The 20,796-nt window shown below is 53.7% G+C and carries 32 protein-coding genes; all 32 read right to left on the bottom strand.

The genetic code is table 11. The features are described 5' to 3' along the window. Positions 1-176: 176 nt before the first annotated feature. On the bottom strand, positions 177-1,082 hold the full coding sequence (rimK, locus tag D7D48_RS01430) for a 30S ribosomal protein S6--L-glutamate ligase (protein WP_125229602.1): 906 nt from the start codon (positions 1,080-1,082) through the stop codon (positions 177-179). Further along, positions 1,079-1,555, bottom strand: a complete 477-nt coding sequence (locus D7D48_RS01425; RefSeq protein ID WP_185739746.1) for an ATP-dependent zinc protease family protein — start codon at positions 1,553-1,555, stop codon at positions 1,079-1,081. Before D7D48_RS01425 ends, rimK begins: the two co-directional genes overlap by 4 nt. Next, the gene (locus D7D48_RS01420; protein ID WP_125229600.1) at positions 1,556-2,245 is read right to left on the bottom strand and encodes a hypothetical protein; all 690 of its coding nucleotides are present in this window, start codon (positions 2,243-2,245) and stop codon (positions 1,556-1,558) included. A gap of 118 nt (positions 2,246-2,363) precedes the next feature. Continuing rightward, complete coding sequence (locus tag D7D48_RS01415; protein ID WP_125229599.1) at positions 2,364-3,008, bottom strand: adenylate kinase; 645 nt, start codon at positions 3,006-3,008, stop codon at positions 2,364-2,366. Between the two features lie 37 nt (positions 3,009-3,045). Continuing rightward, positions 3,046-4,422, bottom strand: coding sequence for a preprotein translocase subunit SecY (secY, locus tag D7D48_RS01410; protein WP_125229598.1), 1,377 nt, complete (start codon positions 4,420-4,422; stop codon positions 3,046-3,048). Positions 4,423-4,594: 172 nt separating this feature from the next. Beyond that, on the bottom strand, positions 4,595-5,131 hold the full coding sequence (gene rplO, locus D7D48_RS01405; RefSeq protein ID WP_125229597.1) for a 50S ribosomal protein L15: 537 nt from the start codon (positions 5,129-5,131) through the stop codon (positions 4,595-4,597). Between the two features lie 39 nt (positions 5,132-5,170). Then, positions 5,171-5,347 (bottom strand): 50S ribosomal protein L30, encoded by a 177-nt coding sequence (gene rpmD / locus D7D48_RS01400; RefSeq protein WP_125229596.1) that lies wholly within the window; start codon positions 5,345-5,347, stop codon positions 5,171-5,173. Between the two features lie 5 nt (positions 5,348-5,352). Continuing rightward, positions 5,353-6,048 (bottom strand): 30S ribosomal protein S5, encoded by a 696-nt coding sequence (gene rpsE / locus D7D48_RS01395; RefSeq protein WP_425452504.1) that lies wholly within the window; start codon positions 6,046-6,048, stop codon positions 5,353-5,355. Continuing rightward, a complete protein-coding gene (gene rplR / locus D7D48_RS01390) occupies positions 6,048-6,401 on the bottom strand; it encodes a 50S ribosomal protein L18 (RefSeq protein ID WP_125229595.1) in 354 nt (117 codons plus the stop codon). Before rplR ends, rpsE begins: the two co-directional genes overlap by 1 nt. Beyond that, a complete protein-coding gene (gene rplF, locus D7D48_RS01385) occupies positions 6,401-6,934 on the bottom strand; it encodes a 50S ribosomal protein L6 (RefSeq protein WP_125229594.1) in 534 nt (177 codons plus the stop codon). Before rplF ends, rplR begins: the two co-directional genes overlap by 1 nt. Then, positions 6,934-7,329 (bottom strand): 30S ribosomal protein S8, encoded by a 396-nt coding sequence (gene rpsH / locus D7D48_RS01380; RefSeq protein ID WP_125229593.1) that lies wholly within the window; start codon positions 7,327-7,329, stop codon positions 6,934-6,936. The genes rplF and rpsH overlap by 1 nt, the downstream gene beginning before the upstream one ends. An 11-nt stretch (positions 7,330-7,340) precedes the next feature. After that, on the bottom strand, positions 7,341-7,646 hold the full coding sequence (gene rpsN, locus D7D48_RS01375; protein ID WP_125229592.1) for a 30S ribosomal protein S14: 306 nt from the start codon (positions 7,644-7,646) through the stop codon (positions 7,341-7,343). Beyond that, the gene (gene rplE, locus D7D48_RS01370) at positions 7,646-8,230 is read right to left on the bottom strand and encodes a 50S ribosomal protein L5 (RefSeq protein ID WP_125229591.1); all 585 of its coding nucleotides are present in this window, start codon (positions 8,228-8,230) and stop codon (positions 7,646-7,648) included. Before rplE ends, rpsN begins: the two co-directional genes overlap by 1 nt. Beyond that, positions 8,223-8,543, bottom strand: coding sequence for a 50S ribosomal protein L24 (gene rplX, locus D7D48_RS01365; RefSeq protein ID WP_125229590.1), 321 nt, complete (start codon positions 8,541-8,543; stop codon positions 8,223-8,225). The genes rplE and rplX overlap by 8 nt, the downstream gene beginning before the upstream one ends. 2 nt (positions 8,544-8,545) lie before the next feature. Next, positions 8,546-8,914 carry a 50S ribosomal protein L14 gene (rplN, locus tag D7D48_RS01360; protein ID WP_125229589.1) on the bottom strand — a complete coding sequence of 123 codons (369 nt, stop codon included), beginning with the start codon at positions 8,912-8,914 and terminating at the stop codon, positions 8,546-8,548. 4 nt (positions 8,915-8,918) lie between these two features. After that, positions 8,919-9,185, bottom strand: a complete 267-nt coding sequence (rpsQ, locus tag D7D48_RS01355) for a 30S ribosomal protein S17 (RefSeq protein WP_125229588.1) — start codon at positions 9,183-9,185, stop codon at positions 8,919-8,921. A gap of 10 nt (positions 9,186-9,195) precedes the next feature. After that, positions 9,196-9,405 carry a 50S ribosomal protein L29 gene (gene rpmC / locus D7D48_RS01350; protein ID WP_125229587.1) on the bottom strand — a complete coding sequence of 70 codons (210 nt, stop codon included), beginning with the start codon at positions 9,403-9,405 and terminating at the stop codon, positions 9,196-9,198. A gap of 1 nt (position 9,406) precedes the next feature. Further along, positions 9,407-9,841, bottom strand: coding sequence for a 50S ribosomal protein L16 (gene rplP / locus D7D48_RS01345; RefSeq protein WP_125229586.1), 435 nt, complete (start codon positions 9,839-9,841; stop codon positions 9,407-9,409). Between the two features lie 16 nt (positions 9,842-9,857). Next, positions 9,858-10,562 carry a 30S ribosomal protein S3 gene (gene rpsC, locus D7D48_RS01340; RefSeq protein ID WP_125229585.1) on the bottom strand — a complete coding sequence of 235 codons (705 nt, stop codon included), beginning with the start codon at positions 10,560-10,562 and terminating at the stop codon, positions 9,858-9,860. A 3-nt stretch (positions 10,563-10,565) separates the two neighbouring features. Next, on the bottom strand, positions 10,566-10,946 hold the full coding sequence (gene rplV, locus D7D48_RS01335) for a 50S ribosomal protein L22 (RefSeq protein WP_125229584.1): 381 nt from the start codon (positions 10,944-10,946) through the stop codon (positions 10,566-10,568). Further along, positions 10,946-11,221 (bottom strand): 30S ribosomal protein S19, encoded by a 276-nt coding sequence (rpsS, locus tag D7D48_RS01330; RefSeq protein ID WP_125229583.1) that lies wholly within the window; start codon positions 11,219-11,221, stop codon positions 10,946-10,948. The genes rplV and rpsS overlap by 1 nt, the downstream gene beginning before the upstream one ends. A 3-nt stretch (positions 11,222-11,224) precedes the next feature. Beyond that, positions 11,225-12,061, bottom strand: a complete 837-nt coding sequence (gene rplB / locus D7D48_RS01325; protein ID WP_125229582.1) for a 50S ribosomal protein L2 — start codon at positions 12,059-12,061, stop codon at positions 11,225-11,227. Between the two features lie 10 nt (positions 12,062-12,071). After that, positions 12,072-12,380, bottom strand: a complete 309-nt coding sequence (locus D7D48_RS01320) for a 50S ribosomal protein L23 (protein WP_125229581.1) — start codon at positions 12,378-12,380, stop codon at positions 12,072-12,074. Beyond that, positions 12,380-13,021, bottom strand: a complete 642-nt coding sequence (gene rplD / locus D7D48_RS01315) for a 50S ribosomal protein L4 (RefSeq protein ID WP_125229580.1) — start codon at positions 13,019-13,021, stop codon at positions 12,380-12,382. The genes D7D48_RS01320 and rplD overlap by 1 nt, the downstream gene beginning before the upstream one ends. Before the next feature lie 3 nt (positions 13,022-13,024). Then, positions 13,025-13,870, bottom strand: a complete 846-nt coding sequence (rplC, locus tag D7D48_RS01310) for a 50S ribosomal protein L3 (protein ID WP_125229579.1) — start codon at positions 13,868-13,870, stop codon at positions 13,025-13,027. A 212-nt stretch (positions 13,871-14,082) separates the two neighbouring features. Further along, on the bottom strand, positions 14,083-14,394 hold the full coding sequence (rpsJ, locus tag D7D48_RS01305; protein ID WP_022672862.1) for a 30S ribosomal protein S10: 312 nt from the start codon (positions 14,392-14,394) through the stop codon (positions 14,083-14,085). A gap of 147 nt (positions 14,395-14,541) precedes the next feature. Beyond that, positions 14,542-15,732, bottom strand: coding sequence for an elongation factor Tu (gene tuf, locus D7D48_RS01300; RefSeq protein ID WP_125229578.1), 1,191 nt, complete (start codon positions 15,730-15,732; stop codon positions 14,542-14,544). 91 nt (positions 15,733-15,823) lie between these two features. After that, complete coding sequence (gene fusA / locus D7D48_RS01295; protein ID WP_125229577.1) at positions 15,824-17,896, bottom strand: elongation factor G; 2,073 nt, start codon at positions 17,894-17,896, stop codon at positions 15,824-15,826. A 134-nt stretch (positions 17,897-18,030) separates the two neighbouring features. Next, a complete protein-coding gene (gene rpsG, locus D7D48_RS01290) occupies positions 18,031-18,501 on the bottom strand; it encodes a 30S ribosomal protein S7 (RefSeq protein ID WP_125229576.1) in 471 nt (156 codons plus the stop codon). A 78-nt stretch (positions 18,502-18,579) separates the two neighbouring features. Further along, positions 18,580-18,951 carry a 30S ribosomal protein S12 gene (rpsL, locus tag D7D48_RS01285; RefSeq protein WP_125229575.1) on the bottom strand — a complete coding sequence of 124 codons (372 nt, stop codon included), beginning with the start codon at positions 18,949-18,951 and terminating at the stop codon, positions 18,580-18,582. A 182-nt stretch (positions 18,952-19,133) separates the two neighbouring features. Continuing rightward, on the bottom strand, positions 19,134-19,655 hold the full coding sequence (locus D7D48_RS01280; protein WP_125229574.1) for an isoprenylcysteine carboxyl methyltransferase family protein: 522 nt from the start codon (positions 19,653-19,655) through the stop codon (positions 19,134-19,136). Continuing rightward, positions 19,652-20,683, bottom strand: coding sequence for a type III polyketide synthase (locus D7D48_RS01275; protein WP_125229573.1), 1,032 nt, complete (start codon positions 20,681-20,683; stop codon positions 19,652-19,654). Before D7D48_RS01275 ends, D7D48_RS01280 begins: the two co-directional genes overlap by 4 nt. Between the last annotated feature and the right edge of the window lie 113 nt (positions 20,684-20,796).

Here is a 20,796-nt window from a genome sequence, read left to right as displayed (position 1 = left end):
TTTATTTACTCCTGCTCCACAGGTGCCCCCTAAAGGACAAACCCTATCTCAACGCTGATGATATCCCGAAACGCACAAAACCAGCTGACGCATAATCGCGCTGCTGGCTGTACCAGAGGTTCGGAATTAGCCGCGCCTTACGGTGAGTCGCGCGCGCTGTCAAGGCCAGAGGCGCGCTATCCCTTGCCTTTCGTCTTGGTTTTACCGTCGCTGGCGTTTTCCTCGATGAATTCGATGATCTTGCTCGCAATATCTTTACCGCTAGCTTTTTCGATGCCCTCAAGTCCCGGCGAGCTGTTTACTTCCATGATTACGGGGCCGTGGTTGGACCGCAGCATATCTACACCCGCAACATTGAGGCCCATGGCGCGGGCCGCGCGGACTGCCGTGGATCGCTCCTCGGGGGTAATCTTAATGGATGATGCGGTACCGCCGCGATGCAGATTGGACCGGAAGTCGCCCTCGGCGCCCTGACGCTGCATCGACGCGACAACCTTATTACCAATAACGAAGCAGCGAATGTCGGTCGCGTTGGCCTCTTTGATAAATTCCTGAACCAAGATATTCACATTTGCCCCGCGAAACGCCTCGATAACGGAACGCGCCGATTTCTCGGTCTCACCCAAGACAACGCCAATCCCTTGCGTGCCCTCAAGCAACTTAATGACAACAGGCGCGCCGCCCACCATCTGGATGACTTCGTCGGTCTGGCGCGGGTCATGAGCAAAGGCCGTCACCGGTAGACCGAGGCCCTTGCGCGCCAAAATCTGCAATGACCGCAATTTGTCGCGCGAACGGCCAATGGCAACACTCTCATTCAACGACCACACATTCATCATCTCAAACTGGCGCAAAACAGCAAGGCCATAAAAGGTAATGGACGCCCCGATGCGCGGGATAACCGCGTCATATTTGCCGAGCTTTGTTCCCTGATAATATGCTTCGGGCCGATGTGAGGTGATGTTCATTGTCACACGCAAGGTGTTTAATATGTCAATCTCATGGCCACGCGCTTGTGCCGCCTCAACGAGACGTTGGTGGGAATATAGGTTGGCATTCCGTGCCAACATTGCGATTTTCATGTGCTTATGCTTCCTTGATTGGCGGGTTTTCCCAACACCCACCGCCGCCCGCTATTAACGAGAAAGCCGCGCCTTAACGCCCGCCGACCAATTAGCAAGGGAAAGGCCATTGATCGCCGATTCGCTAAGGTAAGCTGACCGTTCCAACATATTTTACCAAAACAAAATTGCGCGGAGATTACATAACGATCTTGTCGTTCCCCGTTGGAGGACCGCACCATGCGGCGGTCGATAACAGGTGCTTCATAACGTTTGGGCTTTTCTCCTGCGTTGAGCCGGAACCAAAACTCGACATAGGGTTTGCCGTCGCGCAAAATGGGTTTAATCCGCGTGGCGTGGATAGACGATGTTGCTGCGCCCGTGTCCATCTTGGCGTGCAATTGTGACAGGCCAAGACTTGGCACATCAACCATCTCGCACCAGCCTATTTCGATTTTATTGCTGGATTTCGTGCTGCGTGGCCCCTTCGGCAACTAATTTGGCTCCGTTTGAGGCGGCTCACTTGCGGAGGCACTATCATTAGGTGTTGCTTCAGATGTTTCATCAGAAGCTACTTCCGTAATCGTCTCAATATCTAACTTGAAGCTGTCCAACTTGGGTACTTCTGTTTCTGCGGCGGCAAAAGGGGCCAGCATGCTTTTAAATTGCTCACCAAGAACTTTATCAACGGCAGGTGCAATTTCCGGAACCTTGTAGCGCATGTAACCACCTACGACGTAGGAGAAGCTGACCCGCGTACCTGCATTATCCTTAGCAGGCTCCATAGCAACGGTTAGCGTACCTATCACAGCCTCCGACTGAAGTGGGCCGAGCGCTCCTTGCATACGCAATACTTTGCCAGGGAGTGCGAATATAACCCGCATATGTTCAACGCTACCGACGGTCTTCAAAGTGCCATTTTCGTCGGCTTCCTGAAACAATTCGCAAAAACAACCACCGGCCTGCACATCAATATAAAAACCCGCGCTTGAACCGGACCAGCTATGTGCTTTGTTCCAATAATCCTTGGGTACAATGAGGCGTTTCCAGATTTCCTCAGGCGTCGCGTTCACCGTCGCAATATGGACCGAATTGAAGCCCGCATCTGACGCGGCTTTGACGTCAGCAAAAGCAGGAGAAGATGTCACCATAAGTAGTGCAGCAGACGAAAGAACGCTTTTCATGTGAAAGGTCTAGCCCTGATTTAACGGAAATAAAAGCATCGTTCATATTGATCAGAATAGAGCATTCCGTCGGCACTGCATGAACGCTAACGCCAATTAATTCCAATGCTAATCAACGTCACCCAATAATGGCGTCAATGGCATCGGTCACATCTTCAATCGATGCCATGCCATCAACCCGGCTGACTAGGCCGCGTGCGTCGTACAGAGGTAAAATCGGTTCGGTCTTTGCGCGATATTCCGCCATGCGGGTCCGCACAGTTTCCTCATTGTCATCTGGCCTGCGTTTAAATTCATGTGCACCGCATTTGTCGCAGATGCCAGCAACGACAGGTTGCTTGAACACATCATGATAGCCCTCACCGCAATGTGCGCAGGTGTAGCGGCCGACCACGCGCGCAACCAACGCGTCTTCATCGACAACCAGCTCAACGACATGATTCAACGTCCGGTTACGCCCAGAAAGCAAACCATCCAACAACGCCACCTGCGGCGCAGTGCGCGGGTATCCGTCGAAGATCAGGCCCTTGTCAGCAGGAATGGCATCCATATGTTCGCCAAGAATTTCCGCCATCAACTCGTCGGGAAACAATTTCCCAGCTTTCATGATTTCATCAGCCATTTTACCGACATCCGAACCAGCCTTAACTGCCGCACGCAGGATGTCACCTGTAGACAATTGGACCATGTCATATTTCTGAACAAGCGAGGCAGCCTGTGTGCCTTTGCCTGCGCCCGGAGGTCCCAAAAGGATGATATTCATGAAACGTATCCCCTGCTTCGTTTCGATGTCGCGCTGCTTAGCGGGCGCGTCCACCCTTCAGCTTCGCCTTTTTCAGCAGGTCACCATATTGGTGCGCAAGCAAGTGGCTCTGTATCTGTGAGATCGTGTCGATGGTCACATTGACTAGAATAAGCAGACTGGTTCCGCCAATGGCAAAGAATTGCTGCTGCCCCGTCTGGGCCATCACATAATCTGGTAGCAAGCACACCAATGTCAAATAGGCTGCGCCAAGCACCGTGATGCGCGTGAGCACATAATCGAGATAGGATTCGGTGTTTTTACCTGGGCGGATGCCTGGAATGAAACCACCGGCCTTCTTTAGATTCTCTGACGTCTCTTCCGGATTGAACACCACCGCTGTGTAGAAAAAGCAGAAAAAGACAATCCCAAGGCCGTAGAGCGCTAAATAGACTGGCTGCCCATGCGCAAGATATTGGTTCAGCGAAATCACAAAGTCACCCATGGCGCTTTCGCCTGCAACATTATTGCCGCCCAATTGCGTAATCGTAATAGGCAATAGCAGCAGCGATGAAGCGAAGATGGGTGGAATAACCCCAGCTGTGTTGATTTTCAAAGGTAGATGGCTGCGGTCCGCCTGCATCATCCCACGTTGCGTTGCCCGCTTGGGATATTGAATAAGTACACGTCGCTGGCCGCGCTCCATAAAGCAGATCAGCAGTGTCAGGCTAATGAACATCGCGATGAAGCCGACAATGACAAACCCGCTGATCGACCCCGTACGGCCGCCTTCAAGCAATTGTGCAAATAAACGCGGCATTTGCGCAACGATACCCGCCATAATGATCAGCGAAATACCGTTACCAATACCCCGCGAGGTTATTTGTTCACCCAGCCACATGAGGAACATGGTGCCACCGATGAGGCTGATGGTCGCAACAATGCGGAACATCAACCCAGGTTCGACTACAGCGCCAATACCATTGGCCGCAGCAAGACTTTCAAGACCAGCAGCAAGGAAATAGCCCTGCACCGCAGTCAGGAACACTGTGCCATAACGCGTATATTGGTTCAGCTTCTTGCGCCCGCTCTCACCCTCTTTCTTGATGGCGGCAAGCGTTGGCGACAGGGATGCCGCAAGCTGCACCACAATCGAGGCGGTAATATAGGGCATAACGCCAAGCGCGATGAGGCTCATGCGCTCGAGGCTACCGCCCGAGAAGGTGTTAAAGATGTCGAGAACGCCGCCAGCGGCGTTGTTGGCATAAAGGGCTGCTTGCGCGACAGGATCGACGCCGGGCAGTGGCACGAAGCTCAATAAACGGAATATGATGAGCGCGCCTATAGTGAACCAAATGCGGTTCTTCAGCTCTGTTGCCTGCCCGAACTTCGATAGATTGAGGTTCGAGGCCATTTGATCGGCCCTAGATGCCATAATAATCGTTCCTTGGTTCCGGATTGACGCCGAGCGCAATTTGCATACGCATCGGTTTAATCCCAAAAATTATGCCTGACTGTATCCGGACGCCCCCCAGAAATGTCAAACCCCGCTAGCCCATATCGGGAAGCGGGGCTGGCATGACAAGAGCGAAGTCGTCGCTCCAGTCTTATTTCTTAGCCGCAGCTTCTTTAGCAGCGTTCTTGACGGAAGATTTCTTTGCAGCCGCCTTTTCCGAAGCAGAAACCTTGGTCAATACATCAACCTTGCCGCCTGCCTTTTCAACAGCTTCAATCGCTGCCTTTGAAGCACCAGCAACGGAGAAATTGACCTTAGATGTCAATTGACCCTTTGCGAGCAGACGGACACCGTCCTTGCCGCCACGTGCGAGGCCAGCGGCCTTCAATGCAGCATGGTCAACAACGGACTTGATGTCGATTTTCTTCGCATCAATAAACTTCTGAATCATGCCCAGATTGACCTCTGCATGATCCTTAGCGAAGATATTGTTAAAGCCGCGCTTTGGGATACGCATGTGAAGTGGCATCTGGCCGCCTTCAAATCCGTTGATCGAAACACCTGAACGGCTGGTCTGGCCTTTTTGACCACGCCCTGAGGTCTTACCCTTGCCCGAACCGATACCACGGCCAACGCGCATACGACGATGGCGTGCGCCTTCGTTATCTTTAATGTCATTTAATTTCATGTCGTGCACTCGCTTTCGCTTTAATTCGCGCTAATGTTATTAGTCCTGAATTTGGACCATGTGACGAACCGTGCGGATCATTCCGCGCACTTCGGCAGTATCTTCAATTTCAACAACGCGATTCATCTTGTCGAGGCCAAGGCCCTTTAAAGTTGCGCGTTGTGAAGCGGGACGACGGATCGGCGAACCGGTCTGTTTGATTTTAATCTTCGCCATATCGATTACTCCGCAATAGCTTCTGCGTCGGCTTCAGCAGTTTTGCTGCCACCGCGACCAAGAAGGTCAGCGATTTTCTTGCCGCGACGCTGCGCTACCGACTTGGGGCTGGTCTGTTCAGACAAAGCCGCAAAAGTAGCACGGATCATGTTATATGGGTTCGACGTACCAACCGACTTGGTCACAACGTCCGCAACGCCAAGGCTTTCGAAGACAGCGCGCATTGGGCCACCTGCGATGATGCCGGTACCCGCAGGCGCCGAACGCAAGGTAACCTTGCCTGCGCCGAAATGGCCCTTGCCGTCATGGTGCAATGTGCGGCCATCTTTCAATGCAACGCGTATCATCGATTTTTTCGCAGCAGCAGTTGCCTTGTTAATGGCTTCCGGCACTTCGCGAGCCTTGCCATGGCCAAAACCAACGCGGCCCTGACCATCGCCAACAACGACGAGCGCTGCGAAACCAAAGCGCTTACCGCCTTTAACCGTTTTCGAAACACGGTTGATGTGCACGAGCTTTTCAATCGTACCATCATCTTCTTCCTGCGCAGGACGGCGATCATTGTTACGACCACGGCCACCGCCGCTACCGCGATTGTCACCGCCGCCACGGCCGCCGCGTCCGCGACGCTGGCCTTCGGCTGCTTCAGGGGCTGCGCCGTCAGTCACAGGTGCAGTGCTTTCAGTGTTCTCAGCCATCATTAAAACTCCAATCCGCCTTCGCGCGCTGCATCTGCAAGCGCTTTGACGCGACCGTGGAACAGGAACCCACCACGATCAAATACCACGCTGGAAATGCCAGCTTTCTTGGCAGCTTCGGCAACCCGCTTGCCTACATCAGCAGCAGCTTCAGTTGTCGAACCGTTCTTCGCCTTCACGTCTTTGTCGAGCGTTGAAGCAGACGCAAGCGTCGCACCCTTCGAATCGTCAATGACTTGTGCGTAAATATGACGGCCAGTGCGGTGTACGGAAAGACGCGGACGTCCAGCAACCTGCGCCCGCAACTTGGAGCGAACGCGCTGACGGCGGCGTGCAAAGAGAGACAATTTTGCCATTATTTCTTCTTCCCTTCCTTGCGGAAGATATATTCGCCGCGGTACTTGATGCCCTTGCCCTTATATGGCTCTGGCTTTCTCCAGCGACGGATTTCGGCAGCAACCTGCCCAACCTTCTGCTTATCGATACCCGAAATTTCCACCGTAGTGTTATCAGGCGTCTTGATTTCAATGCCCTCAGGGATCGCGAAGTCAACATCATGGCTGTAGCCAAGTTGCAATTTCAACATCTTGCCCTGGCTGTTGGCACGATAACCAACACCGGTGATTTCAAGCACCTTGGTAAAGCCTTCAGTCACGCCGGTGACCAAATTCTGTACCAATGTCCGCTGCATACCCCAAAAGGCGCGCGCCGCTTTGCTGCCATTCGCAGGCTTCACCAAGAGACCGTCGTCCTGCATCTCGTAAGAGATCAGTTCGCTCATCGGCATTTTCAGTTCGCCCTTCGGTCCTTTGACCGAAAGTGTGCCCGCTTCCATGCTGGCGGTAACACCAGCAGGAATAGGAACAGGTTTCTTACCAATGCGGCTCATTAGAATACCTCCGCCAGGATTTCGCCGCCGACATTCTGTGCACGCGCTTCAGCGTCCGACAGAACGCCCTTGGGCGTCGAAACGATGGTGATACCAAGACCGTTGCGAATAACCGGAAGCTCTTGGCTTCCTGAATAGACGCGGCGACCTGGCTTTGAAACACGGGCGACATGCTGGATTGCAGGTGCGCCTTCGAAATATTTCAGCTCGATGCGAATGCCCTTGTGCGCACCCAAAGCTTCTTCGCTGTAACCACGAATATAGCCTTCACGCTGCAGCACATCGAGAACGCGGGTCCGCAGGCTGGACGCTGGCGAGACTACAGAGTCTTTCTTCGCCCGCTGGCCGTTGCGGATACGGGTGAGCATATCACCCAAAGGATCGGTCATTGCCATCTATCTTATCCTTACCAGCTCGACTTCGTAACGCCCGGGATCATGCCCTTATTGGCAAGATTACGCAGTTCGATACGGTTCAGCTTGAATTTACGGTACACGCCGCGAGGACGCCCGGTGGTTTCACAACGGTTACGCACGCGGTGCGGGTTACCATTACGAGGAATTTCAGCCATTTTGAGACGAGCGATCAAACGATCGCTATCATCAAGCGACTGGTCTTTCGCCATCGCCTTGAGCTTTGCGTAGCGACCGGCATATTTCTTAGCCAGCTTCTTGCGACGCTCATTCTTGTTTATGGAGCTCAGTTTAGCCATTATGCAGCCGCCTTTTCATCAGCTTCTTCTACTGGGAACGGGAAGCCGAACAGCTTAAGCAGTTCGCGCGCCTCATCATCCGAGTTTGCCGAAGTCGTTACGATCACATCCATTCCGCGCACCACATCGATGGCGTCATAGCTGATTTCTGGGAAGATGATCTGTTCCTTAAGACCCATGGCGAAGTTGCCACGACCATCAAAGCTCTTTGGGTTCAGTCCGCGGAAGTCGCGAATGCGTGGCATTGCGATTGTAACCAAACGGTCAAGAAATTCGTACATTTGGGCGCCACGCAGCGTGACCTTCACGCCGATTGGCATACCTTCACGCAGCTTGAAACCAGCGATCGATTTCTTCGCCTTGGTGATGACTGGCTTTTGACCAGCAATCAATTCCATTTCAGCAAGAGCGGTCGTAACCTTCTTCTTGTCCTGCGATCCTTCACCCACACCCATGTTAAGTGTGATTTTCTCGATCTTTGGAACAGCAAAACGGTTGGTGTAACCGAACTTCTCAGTCAGTCCCTTTACGACAGCTTCGTCGTAAAGCTTCTTCATACGAGGGGTGTATTTAATATCAGCCACTGATCGTCTCCCCGGACTTCACGGCCACACGGACCTTCTTGCCGTCCTTGGTTTCCACGCGAACGCGTGTTGCCTTGCCGGTCTTGGGATCCGCCAATGCCACATTCGAAATGTGCAGCGGAGCTTCGAAGCGGTCGAGACCGCCTTGCGGGTTAGCCTGCGAAGCCTTCCGGTGACGTACAGCAATATTTACGCCAGCGACGACGACTTTGCTGTCCTTAGGCATTACGGCGGTTACTTCGCCAGATTTGCCCTTGTCTTTACCGGCGAGCACGACGACCGTGTCACCCTTTTTGATTTTTGCGAGAGCCATTGTTATAGCACCTCCGGTGCCAAGCTGATGATTTTCATGTGGTTCTTGGCGCGCAATTCACGAACAACTGGTCCGAAAATACGTGTGCCAATCGGCTCCTTATTGTTACCGATAAGCACAGCAGCGTTAGAGTCGAAGCGAATGACCGAGCCATCGGCACGGCGGATGTCTTTACGGGTACGAACGATGACGGCCTTGTGCACGTCACCCTTCTTCACCTTACCACGCGGAGCAGCTTCCTTGATCGACACCACGATGATGTCGCCAACGCCAGCCACACGACGCTTGGAACCGCCAAGCACCTTAATACACTGCACGCGCTTTGCGCCGCTGTTGTCCGCAACATCGAGGTTGGATTGCATCTGAATCATGGGATCAATCCTCCGTTGTTGCTGCGACCGGGTCTACAGCGGCATCAGCCACCAAGCGCCAGGTCTTGTTCTTAGAAATCGGCGCGCACTCTTCGATGCGGACGACTTGGCCCTCTTTGACGACGTTGTTTTCGTCATGGGCGTGATATTTCTTCGTGCGACGGATGATCTTGCCGTAAAGCGGGTGCTTTACTTTGCGCTCGACCAGAACGACAATCGTCTTGTCATTCTTGTCGGAGACTACAGTCCCGGTGAGAATACGTTTTGGCATGGGTAGCTCCTTATGCCGACTTTGCGGCGGCGCGCTGGCGCTCACCCTGCAGGGTTTTGATGCGGGCGATGTCACGACGCACTTCACGCACACGTGCCGGCTTTTCCATCTGACCAGTGGCCGATTGGAAACGCAGGTTGAACGCTTCGCGCTTCAATTCGCCGAGCTGAACAGCAAGCTGATCGTCGCTCTTGACGCGGAGATCTTCGGTTTTGCTCATCTTATGATGCTCCCAGATGCGAGGTGTCGCCGAGACGCGCCACGACCTTGGTCTTAATTGGCAGTTTCATGGCTGCGCGCTGAAATGCGACAGCCGCGAGTGGACCAGGAACGCCATCAAGTTCAAACATGATGCGGCCAGGCTTAACCTTGGCTGCCCAATATTCGACCGAGCCCTTGCCCTTACCCTGACGAACTTCGGCAGGCTTTTTCGTGACTGGCACGTCTGGAAAGATACGGATCCACAAACGTCCCTGACGTTTGATGTGACGTGTAATCGCGCGACGAGCCGCTTCGATCTGACGTGCAGTAATCCGCTCTGGCTCAAGCGCCTTCAGGCCGTAGGAACCGAAGTTCAGGTCAGACCCGCCCTTGGCTTCGCCCTTAATGCGTCCCTTGAATTGCTTACGGAACTTTGTTTTCTTTGGTTGCAACATGTCTAGTTCCTAACCTTTAGCGGCGGTCAGACTGCGGACGGACGCCGGAAGTCTGGGCTTCCATCATCAGTCGGTCAGTTGCCATTGGGTCATGACCCAAAATTTCGCCTTTGAAGATCCAGCATTTGATGCCGATGATACCATAAGCAGTCAGTGCTTCGGCTTCGGCATAGTCAATGTTGGCACGAAGGGTATGTGCAGGCACGCGACCTTCACGGTATGATTCAACGCGGGCAATTTCTGCGCCGCCCAAACGACCACCGCAGGTAATCTTGATACCTTCTGCACCCAGACGCATGGCCGACTGCATCGCGCGCTTCATGGCACGACGGAAAGCGATACGACGGATTAGCTGGTCAGCAATGCCTTGCGCTACGAGTTTGGCGTCAACTTCCGGCTTACGGATTTCGACAATGTTCAACGACACTTCAGCGGTGGTGAATTTGTTGATCAGCTTTTTCAGCTTTTCAATGTCCGCACCCTTTTTGCCGATGATCACGCCAGGACGTGCTGCGTAGATTGAAACGCGGCAGTTCTTAGCAGGACGCTCGATAACAACCTTCGAAATCGCTGCTTGTGGCAGAGTTTCAAAGATGAACTTACGGATCTTGATATCTTCCAGAAGCATGCGGCCATATTCCGCACCTTCGGCGTACCAACGGCTATCCCAAGTCCGGTTGATTTGCAGGCGAAGCCCGATTGGATTTGATTTCTGACCCATGACTTATGCCTCTTCTTGCTGTTCGCGCACAACGATACGCAGACGGCTGAATGGTTTTACGATCCGGCTCGACTTGCCGCGGCCGCGTGCCATGAAACGCTTCATGGTCAGCGCCTTGCCAACACTCGCCTCGGCAACGACAAGGCTGTCGACGTCAAGGTTATGGTTGTTTTCGGCGTTGGCAATGGCGGATGCCAGAACCTTACGCACATCTTCTGCCATCCCCTTGGTGGAGAATTTCAGAATGTTGAGCGCGTCTTCGGCTTTCTTGCCACGGATCAGCGCGGCAACGAGGCCAAGCTTTTGAGCCGAACCACGGATGGTTGTGCCCACAGCCAGTGCTTCATTGTCGGCGACGCGACGGGGTGCGGATGCCTTACCCATTAGCGTTTGCCCTTCTTATCTGCGCCATGACCATGATATGTACGCGTAGGCGCGAACTCACCAAGCTTATGACCGACCATGTCCTCATTCACCGAAACGGGAATGAACTTGTGGCCATTATAGACGCTGAACGTCAGGCCAACGAACTGAGGCAGGATTGTCGAGCGACGCGACCAAGTCTTGATTGGCGCAGCCTTCGATGTTTCCTGAGCGGTTTCTGCTTTTTTCAGCAGATAGAGGTCAACAAACGGACCTTTCCAGACGGAACGAGACATGAGTTACCTCTTCTTCTTAGCATGCCGCGAACGGATGATCATCCGGTCGGTCGACTTGTTGCTGCGGGTACGAGCACCCTTTGTTGGCTTACCCCAAGGTGTAACCGGATGACGGCCACCTGATGTTCGACCTTCACCACCACCATGCGGGTGATCGACAGGGTTCTTAGCAACACCGCGCGTCAGCGGGCGGATGCCACGCCAGCGATTGCGGCCTGCCTTGGCCAACGTCGTGTTTGAATTGTCAGGGTTCGAAACCGCACCAACAGTGCCCATGCACGTACCGAGAATGTAGCGCTGCTCACCTGAGTTCAGGCGAACGATAACGCGGCCACCGTCACGACCAACGAGCTGCACATATGTGCCTGCCGAACGTGCGATCTGGCCACCCTTGCCGGGCTTCATTTCGATGTTGTGGCAAATGGTGCCGACAGGCATCTGGCTCAGCAACATTGCGTTGCCAGGCTTAACGTCGGTTTTTTCACCTGCGACAATCGTATCGCCAACGGCAAGACGCTGCGGTGCAATGATGTAGGCCAGTTCGCCATCTTCGTACTTTACGAGCGCGATGAAGGCAGAACGGTTGGGGTCATATTCCAGACGCTCGACCGTTGCAGGCATATCCCACTTACGACGCTTAAAGTCGATCAGACGATATTTCTGCTTGTGACCGCCGCCGATACCGCGCGATGTCACATGACCCTTGTTGTTACGGCCGCCGGTCTTGCTCTTGCCTTCGGTAAGACCCTTTACAGGACTGCCTTTGTACAAGCTTGACCGGTCAACCAGCACAAGGCCGCGACGGGCGGGGCTAGTTGGTTTGTAGCTTTTGAGTGCCATTATCCTGCCCTTAAATACCGGTGGTCACGTCGATGCTTTGACCTTCGGCCAAAGTTACGATCGCTTTTTTGACATCCGAGCGTGTGTAGGGCTTGCCCTTCCAACGCTTGGTCTTGCCCTTTTGCACGAGGGTGTTCACGTTCGTGACCTTCACGTCGAACAAAGCTTCAACAGCTGCCTTGATCTGCGGTTTGGTCGAGCTTCCCGTTACCTTGAACACAACAGCGTTATGTTCCGACAGCAGTGTTGCTTTTTCGGTGATGTGCGGGGCAACGATGACGTCATAATGACGCACGTCGATTGCTTTATCCTTAGCCATTAGTTGGCACCTCCCGTGAGGGCGAAGCGTGCTTCGAGCTTCTCAACCGCAGCGCGGGTCAAAACCAGAGTTTCATGCTTCAGGATGTCATAAACATTCGCGCCAACAGCTGGCATCACGTTGATACCCACCAAGTTAGCGGAAGCCAGACGGAAATTGTCGCTGACGGCGTCGCCATCGATGACCAGTGTCGACTTGCCGAAACCGAGCTTGCCAACTTGACCTTTAAGAGCCGCAGTCTTCGCAGCAGCTAGATCAAGATTTTCAAGAACGATCAACGAACCCGACTTAGCCTTGCTCGATAGCGCCATCTTCAGACCCAATGCACGGATCTTCTTGTTCAACGACGGGTTAAAATCACGCAGACGGGCACCATGAGCCTTACCACCACCAATGAAGATTGGAGCAGCGCGGTCACCGTGACGGGCAGTACCGCCACCCTTCTGGTTACCAAATTTCTTACCGGTACGCGCAACGTCCGAACGCTCACGGGTAGGACGAGCCGTACCACGAGCCTTCTCACGCTGCCAAGTAACAACACGGTGCAGAATGTCGGCGCGGGGCTCAATGCCAAATACGTCGTCATTCAGATCGATGTCGCCCTTTGCTTTGGCGTCGAGGGTTTGAACCTTGAGCTTCATGGTTTAGCCCTCCTTCTTTTCTTCGCCGGCGTCTGCAGCAGGCGCTTCAACAGCAACGGCTTCGACAGCGGGAGCAGCTTCAGCGGCAGGCGCTTCGGCTTCGACGGCTGGGGTGTCTGCAACTTCAACTTCGGTATTGATGATGACGTCTTCGACTACTGGAGCCTCATTGTCATTCTTCAGCGAACCTGGGAACGGAGCAGCTTCTGGGGTTGGAACCTTGACGGCATCGCGCACTAGCAACCAACCGTTCTTCGCACCAGGGACCGAACCCTTTACGAAGATCAAGCCGCGCGCAACATCCGTGCGGACGATTTCAAGATTTTGCTGTGTACGCTGACGGTCACCCATATGGCCGGCCATCTTTTTATTCTTGAAAACCTTACCTGGATCCTGACGTTGGCCAGTCGAACCATGGGCACGGTGGGTAATCGACACACCATGCGACGCACGCATACCGCCGAAGCCCCAACGCTTCATAGCGCCGGCAAAGCCTTTACCCTGCGTGTGGCCAGTGATGTCGACCAATTGGCCGTCAATGAAATGGTCTGCAGAAACAGTTGCGCCGACTGGCAGCAAGCCGTCGGCATTATCAACGCGGAATTCGGCAACGCGAGCCTTCGGCTCGACTTGTGCTTTTGCGAATTCACCACGCTGCGGTTTGTTTACATTTTTCGCTTTACGGGCTCCTGCACCAAGGCGGACGGCAAAATAACCATCCCGCTCTTCGTTACGAGCTCCGACCACTTGGCAGCCTTCCAGCGCCAAAACGGTGACAGGAACGTGACGGCCATCTTCATTGAAGAGGCGCATCATACCCATCTTTTTCGCGATCACGCCAGTGCGCATGATCCATACTCCAACTTATGTCAGAGGCCCGGCTGGCACGATTGCCAGGAGGGCGTGACGCCTAAATCCAGCCCTGATTTTTAAACATTGCCCCGTCCGGGCTAGGTACCAGTCGCTCACCTTAGTGAACAATCTGGTAAGACGGGGAACGCAGCCCGAGTGAACTCGGCGGTATTCCTAGTGTCTCACTCTACTTGCGTAGAGGCATCGGCTTACGCCAATTTGATTTCGACATTCACACCAGCAGCAAGATCGAGCTTCATAAGCGCGTCTACGGTCTGTGGCGTGGGCTGCACAATGTCGAGCAACCTTTTATATGTCCGAACTTCGAACTGCTCGCGCGATTTTTTATCGACGTGCGGTCCGCGGTTCACTGTGAACTTTTCGATACGGGTAGGAAGTGGAATTGGTCCACGAATAAGCGCGCCAGTGCGGCGTGCTGTGTCAGCAATATCGCCAGTCGCCTGATCGAGGACGCGATGGTCAAATGCTTTCAGGCGGATGCGAATATTTTGCGTTTCCATGGTATCACCAATTTCCAAATTCTATCAATATCAAAGAGCCGAAAAACAGCAATTCCGACTCACGCTTTCGAAGCCGGAACAGCTGTTTTAAATTTCTTAAAACCGCCCCGCCCGAATCAAGGATTCAGGCGGGATGCGCGGCCTATATTACTTCGTGATGGTGCTGACAACCCCAGAACCGACAGTCCGTCCGCCTTCGCGAATTGCGAAGCGAAGACCTGGGTCCATAGCAATTGGTGCAATCAACTTAACAGCGATCGTTACGTTGTCGCCTGGCATAACCATTTCAGTGCCTTCTGGAAGAATCACTTCGCCGGTTACGTCAGTCGTACGGAAGTAGAACTGTGGACGATAGTTTGCAAAGAATGGCGTATGACGGCCGCCTTCGTCCTTTGAAAGGACGTAGATTTCTGCGGAAAACTCAGTGTGCGGCGTAACCGAACCTGGCTTGCAGAGAACCTGACCACGCTCAACTTCTTCACGGCCTACGCCACGAACAAGCGCACCGATGTTGTCGCCTGCACGACCTTCGTCGAGCAGCTTGCGGAACATTTCAACGCCGGTAACGGTCGTTTTCTTGGTGTCCTTGATACCGACGATTTCAACTTCTTCGCCAACCTTAACGATACCGGTTTCAACGCGGCCAGTAACAACGGTACCGCGACCCGAGATCGAGAACACGTCTTCAACTGGCATCAGGAATGGCTTGTCGATTGGACGCTCTGGCTGAGGTATGGCTTCATCAACGGCAGCCATCAGTGCAAGAACAGATTCCTTACCGATGTTGTCGTCACGGCCTTCGAGTGCAGCAAGTGCCGAACCACGAACGATTGGAATATCGTCGCCTGGGAAATCATACTTCGAAAGAAGTTCACGGATTTCCATTTCAACCAGCTCGAGAATTTCTTCGTCGTCAACCTGATCGACCTTGTTCATGTAAACCACAAGTGCAGGAACGCCAACCTGACGTGCAAGCAGGATGTGCTCACGAGTCTGTGGCATCGGGCCGTCAGCTGCGTTCACAACGAGTATAGCGCCGTCCATCTGAGCCGCACCGGTGATCATGTTCTTAACATAGTCAGCGTGGCCTGGGCAGTCGACGTGTGCGTAGTGACGGTTTGCAGTTTCATATTCAACGTGTGCAGTCGAAATGGTGATGCCGCGCTCACGCTCTTCAGGTGCCTTATCGATGTTAGCGAAATCAACAGCAGTACCGCCGTATGTTTCTGCCATAATCTTTGTTATTGCTGCTGTCAGCGTGGTTTTACCATGGTCGACGTGACCGATGGTACCAATGTTGCAATGCGGTTTCGTCCGCTCAAATTTAGCTTTTGCCATTTTCTCAAACCTTCTTTCGATTAGGTAATATTTTGATCAGGTGGGACGACGCCGTCTGAATCAGGCGCCGCCATTAGTCGGCTTTTGCCTATCAGGCAAGCTTCTCCTTGATTTCGGCTGCAACGTTCGACGGCACTTCATCATAATGGTTGAAGAACATCGAGTAGTTTGCACGTCCTTGCGTGAACGAGCGGAGCTGATTCACATAGCCGAACATGTTGGCCAAAGGCACCATGGACTCGACAACCTGTGCATTACCGCGGCTGTCAGTGCCCTGGATTTGACCACGACGTGAGTTCATGTCGCCGATCACATCGCCCAGATATTCCTCAGGCGATACAACTTCGACCTTCATGATTGGTTCAAGCAGTTTGATGCCGGCTTTTTGAGCGGCTTCGCGCATACCAGCACGACCCGCGATTTCAAATGCCAGCGCCGACGAATCGACGTCATGATAAGCGCCGTCATACAGCGTGATTTCAAAGTCGATGATTGGGAAGCCGATGAGCGAACCTGATTCGGCTGTTTCGCGCATACCCTTTTCTACTGAGGGGATATATTCCTTTGGAATGTTACCGCCCTTGACCTCATCCTTGAAGATGATGCCCGTGCCACGCTCGCCTGGCTTTACCGTGAACTTGATACGGCCAAACTGACCTGAACCACCCGACTGCTTCTTATGGGTGTAATCAACGTCAACTTCACGCGCGAGATATTCACGATATGCAACCTGCGGCGCACCGACATTTGCTTCTACCTTGAATTCACGACGCATACGATCAACGATGATGTCGAGGTGAAGCTCGCCCATGCCCTTGATGATTGTTTGACCAGATTCATGATCAGTCGAAACGCGGAACGATGGATCTTCAGCAGACAGACGATTGAGCGCGATGCCCATCTTTTCTTGGTCAGCCTTGGTCTTTGGTTCTACCGACAGTTCGATAACTGGCTCAGGGAACTCCATACGCTCAAGAATGATTGGGAAACGTTCGGCACACAATGTGTCACCAGTTGTCGTTTCCTTCATGCCGGCAAGCGCGATAATGTCACCTGCAAATGCTTCATCAACGTCCTTACGTTCGTTAGCGTGCATTTCGAGCATGCGGCCGACTTTTTCCTTCTTATCCTTCACCGAGTTCAGATAGGTGCCCTTGACGAGCGTACCCGAATAGATGCGGATGAAGGTCAGCGAACCAACGAAAGGATCGTTCATGACCTTGAACGCGAGTGCCGAGAACGGCGCATCGTCAGCTGCTGGGCGGCTGTCTGGTTCAAGGCTGTCCATCTTGACGCCTTGAACGTCTTCAATGTCGAGCGGCGAAGGCAGATAGTCGACAACAGCGTCGAGCAATGGCTGAACGCCCTTGTTCTTGAACGCCGAACCACAGCAGACAGGAACAAACGACTGGTTCAACGTGCCCTTGCGGATCAACGCCTTCAGCGTTGCAACGTCAGGCTCATTGCCTTCAAGATAGGCTTCCATGGCGACATCGTCTTGCTCAACGGCAAGCTCGATGAGGTCGCTGCGATACTTCGCAGCTTCGTCAGCCAGATCAGCGGGGATATCTTCGTAAAAGAAGTCCGCACCAAGCGATTCGTCTTTCCAGATGATCGCACGGTTGTGCACGAGGTCGACGAGACCCTTAAGGTCCGCTTCCAAACCGATTGGAATGTACAGAACAGCAGGCTTTGCACCCAGACGATCGATAATCGACTGCACGCAATATTTGAAGTTTGCGCCGGTACGGTCAAGCTTGTTGATGAAGCACATGCGCGGAACGCCGTACTTGTCAGCCTGACGCCATACGGTTTCTGACTGAGGCTCAACGCCTGCAACGCCGTCAAAACAGGCTACTGCGCCATCAAGAACGCGGAGCGAACGCTCAACTTCAATGGTGAAGTCAACGTGGCCTGGCGTATCAATGATGTTGATTCGGTGATCGTTCCAGAAGCAGGTGGTAGCAGCCGACGTAATCGTGATGCCGCGCTCTTGCTCTTGCTCCATCCAGTCCATCGTGGCAGCGCCATCATGCACTTCGCCGATTTTGTAGGACTTGCCGGTGTAAAAAAGGATACGCTCGGTTGTGGTGGTCTTACCGGCGTCGATGTGCGCCATAATACCGATGTTGCGATACATATTGAGTGGATGGCTGCGTGCCATATTCGTTACTCCAGTGCGGGGCTGCGGTTCGCGCTGCCCTATAGGGAAAGGGGCTGGTTTATGCCAGCCCCCGATTTACGCTTTTCAAACGCGCCACCGCAGCGAGAGCCGGGATGACGGAAAAAATCATGCTGTTACCAGCGGTAGTGTGCGAACGCCCGGTTGGCTTCTGCCATACGATGCGTATCTTCACGTTTTTTGACAGCGTTTCCGCGGTTCGATGCGGCATCCATCAACTCACCCGACAAACGGGCAGCCATGGTGGTTTCGCTGCGGTTACGTGCAGCGCCGATCAACCAACGGATCGCAAGTGCTTGCGCGCGCTCTGGACGCACTTCGCAAGGAACCTGATAGGTCGCACCACCGACCCGGCGGCTGCGGACTTCGATGCCTGGCTTTACGTTGTCCAGCGCTTCATGGAAGGTCTGGATAGGATCCTTCTTAGCGCGGGCTTCAACAGTTTCCAAAGCACCATAAACGATACGCTCTGCTGCCGATTTTTTACCATCAAGCATCAGGTTGTTCATAAATTTCGAAAGCACGATATCACCGAATTTGGGATCGGGAAGAATGATGCGCTTTTCAGGACGACGACGACGTGACATATTTTATTTCCTTTATCTCTTGGGACCAGTGGCAGCGCAGAAGCGCGCCAATCGGGCCGGCCAATGGTGACGTTCGAATTACTTCGGACGCTTTGCACCATATTTGGAACGCGATTGCTTGCGGTCCTTGACGCCCTGCGTATCGAGTACGCCGCGAAGCACGTGGTAACGCACACCGGGAAGGTCGCGTACGCGGCCGCCACGGATAAGCACAACGCTGTGCTCCTGAAGGTTGTGGCCTTCACCTGGGATATAGGAAATAACTTCGCGCTGGTTTGTCAGGCGAATCTTCGCAACCTTACGCAAAGCCGAGTTCGGCTTTTTCGGGGTCGTTGTGTAAACGCGGGTGCAAACGCCGCGCTTCTGTGGATTTTGCTCCATCGCAGGGACCTTGGACTTGGTCTTCTGCGGAGTCCGGCCCTTGCGGACCAGCTGGTTAATCGTTGGCATATCTTCACCTTTATTAAGCGGTTACTTTGGATGGGCAGCCGTATTTTGCGGTGGAGGCTCAGCCTTTGGCCCACCCGGCCGATCACACAATGTGCTGCTATTCTGAGTATTTCCCACGTGCCAGAAAGAATCACCCTTCTGGTCCCGAGAATGCGCGCCATTAGCGTCCGATGGCTATTGGGTCAAGTAGTGCCTACCCGCTCCATCAGCACATCATTTTCGATCCTGATCCGCCACCATAGCAACGCGGCATTCAGTATCGAGAAGATAATCGCCATCGCAGGCGCACCCAAAAGAAGGGGCAACACAGCAATCTCCACAACGACCAAAGCATAATTGGGGTGCTTGATAAAACGATAGGGTCCTCGCTTCACTCGGGGGAAATGCGGCGCGCTAATGATCCGCGTGGTCCACCATCGGCCAATACTCGCCAGCGTCCAGAAACGGAAGGCTTGGCTTGCGATAAAGATGATAAGCAAAAGCATGTTCGGTGCGGGGGAAGGCCTTGCAAACAAGGTGATAGCGATCAACCACCCGCTATGGAGCAGTATGAACAGAGGATAATGTTTCGCGCCATGCTCACGACCACCTTCAGCGCGCAAGCGACGCGTGTTGGCATTGGCATAGACCAGTTCCGCCAGCCGCTGCATGATAACATAAATACAAACCACCATCGCCCACAACGGCCAATCAAATATTGTCATGGCGTCAAAACTCCCATCGCGCCCACAAAGCCGGGTCCAAGCGCGGTTAGCAAGGTCGGCTTGCTAATCGACCCTGCGCTAAGCAAGGATTCCAACACAAACAACACCGTCGGCGAACTCATATTACCATGATCGCGCAAGATACTGCGCGTCGCGGACAGATTATGCCCGAGATAATCGGATAGCGCATCGACCACGCGCCCACCGCCCGGGTGGCAGGCGGGTTCAGCCATGCCTACTTTGGTCAGGCCTTGCTGAGCGAGAAATGCGTCGCATACGGGCGCAAAATGGCTGTTCACGAAAACAGGTATGTCGCGTGCTAGCACCAGATCAAATCCTGTATCGCCAATCTGCCAGCCCATCATATCGAGGGTGTCGGGCCAGACATGGCTCGCAAACGCGCCCAATTGCGGCCCTGCCCCCGCCCCGATAACCGCAGCTGCGCAGCCATCGGCAAACAAGGCCAGTGCGACCATATCTTTTTTATCCATGCGCGCATGGTCATAAGCGAGGCTGCATAGCTCAAGACTGACCAGCAGGACCGGTTTGTCGGGGCAGGCAAGAAACAGATCAGCGGCAACGCCAAGGCCGATAACACCGCCTGCACAACCATAGCCAAATAAAGGCACGCAGCGCGTGTTAGGCGCGAAACCCATTTTCGCGATCATCCGGCTTGGCAGGCTGGGCGTCATTGTTCCCGTCGTGGAAACGAAAACAATCTGACCTATGTCAGCGGCCTGTAAATTTGCCCGCGCCAAAGCCTGCATGGCCGCAGCTTCAAAAATCTGTGCGGCAACAACCTCATAAACGCCTGCCCGCTTTGCCCAGCTTCTGGCGTCAAAATAATATTCGGGCGGCATTGCTATATGGCGCTGCGATATGCCTGTGTTGCCCAATATTTCAGCCATGCGCGGCGGCAGGGCCTGCCCTTTGGCCTGCGCCAAAATCGCCAAAACGTCTGCTTGCGTGATACGGTGTTGCGGTACGGCAGTACCAAGCGACATGAGTTTGGGGAGAATCTGTGGCATTAAGCGTAACCGCTACGCCCGTTCACAGGTTTCCGCTAGGCAGACTTTACCCCTAAGCGAATTTCCGGCAACGCACCGCACAGATGACAAGCGGGCTGCAGCTTGTTAGAGGG

Source organism: Sphingorhabdus wooponensis (assembly GCF_003933235.1).
Lineage (GTDB): Bacteria > Pseudomonadota > Alphaproteobacteria > Sphingomonadales > Sphingomonadaceae > Sphingorhabdus_B > Sphingorhabdus_B wooponensis.
The sequence above is the reverse complement of the archived record's forward strand: the minus strand, read 5'-3'. Positions and strand labels throughout refer to the sequence as shown.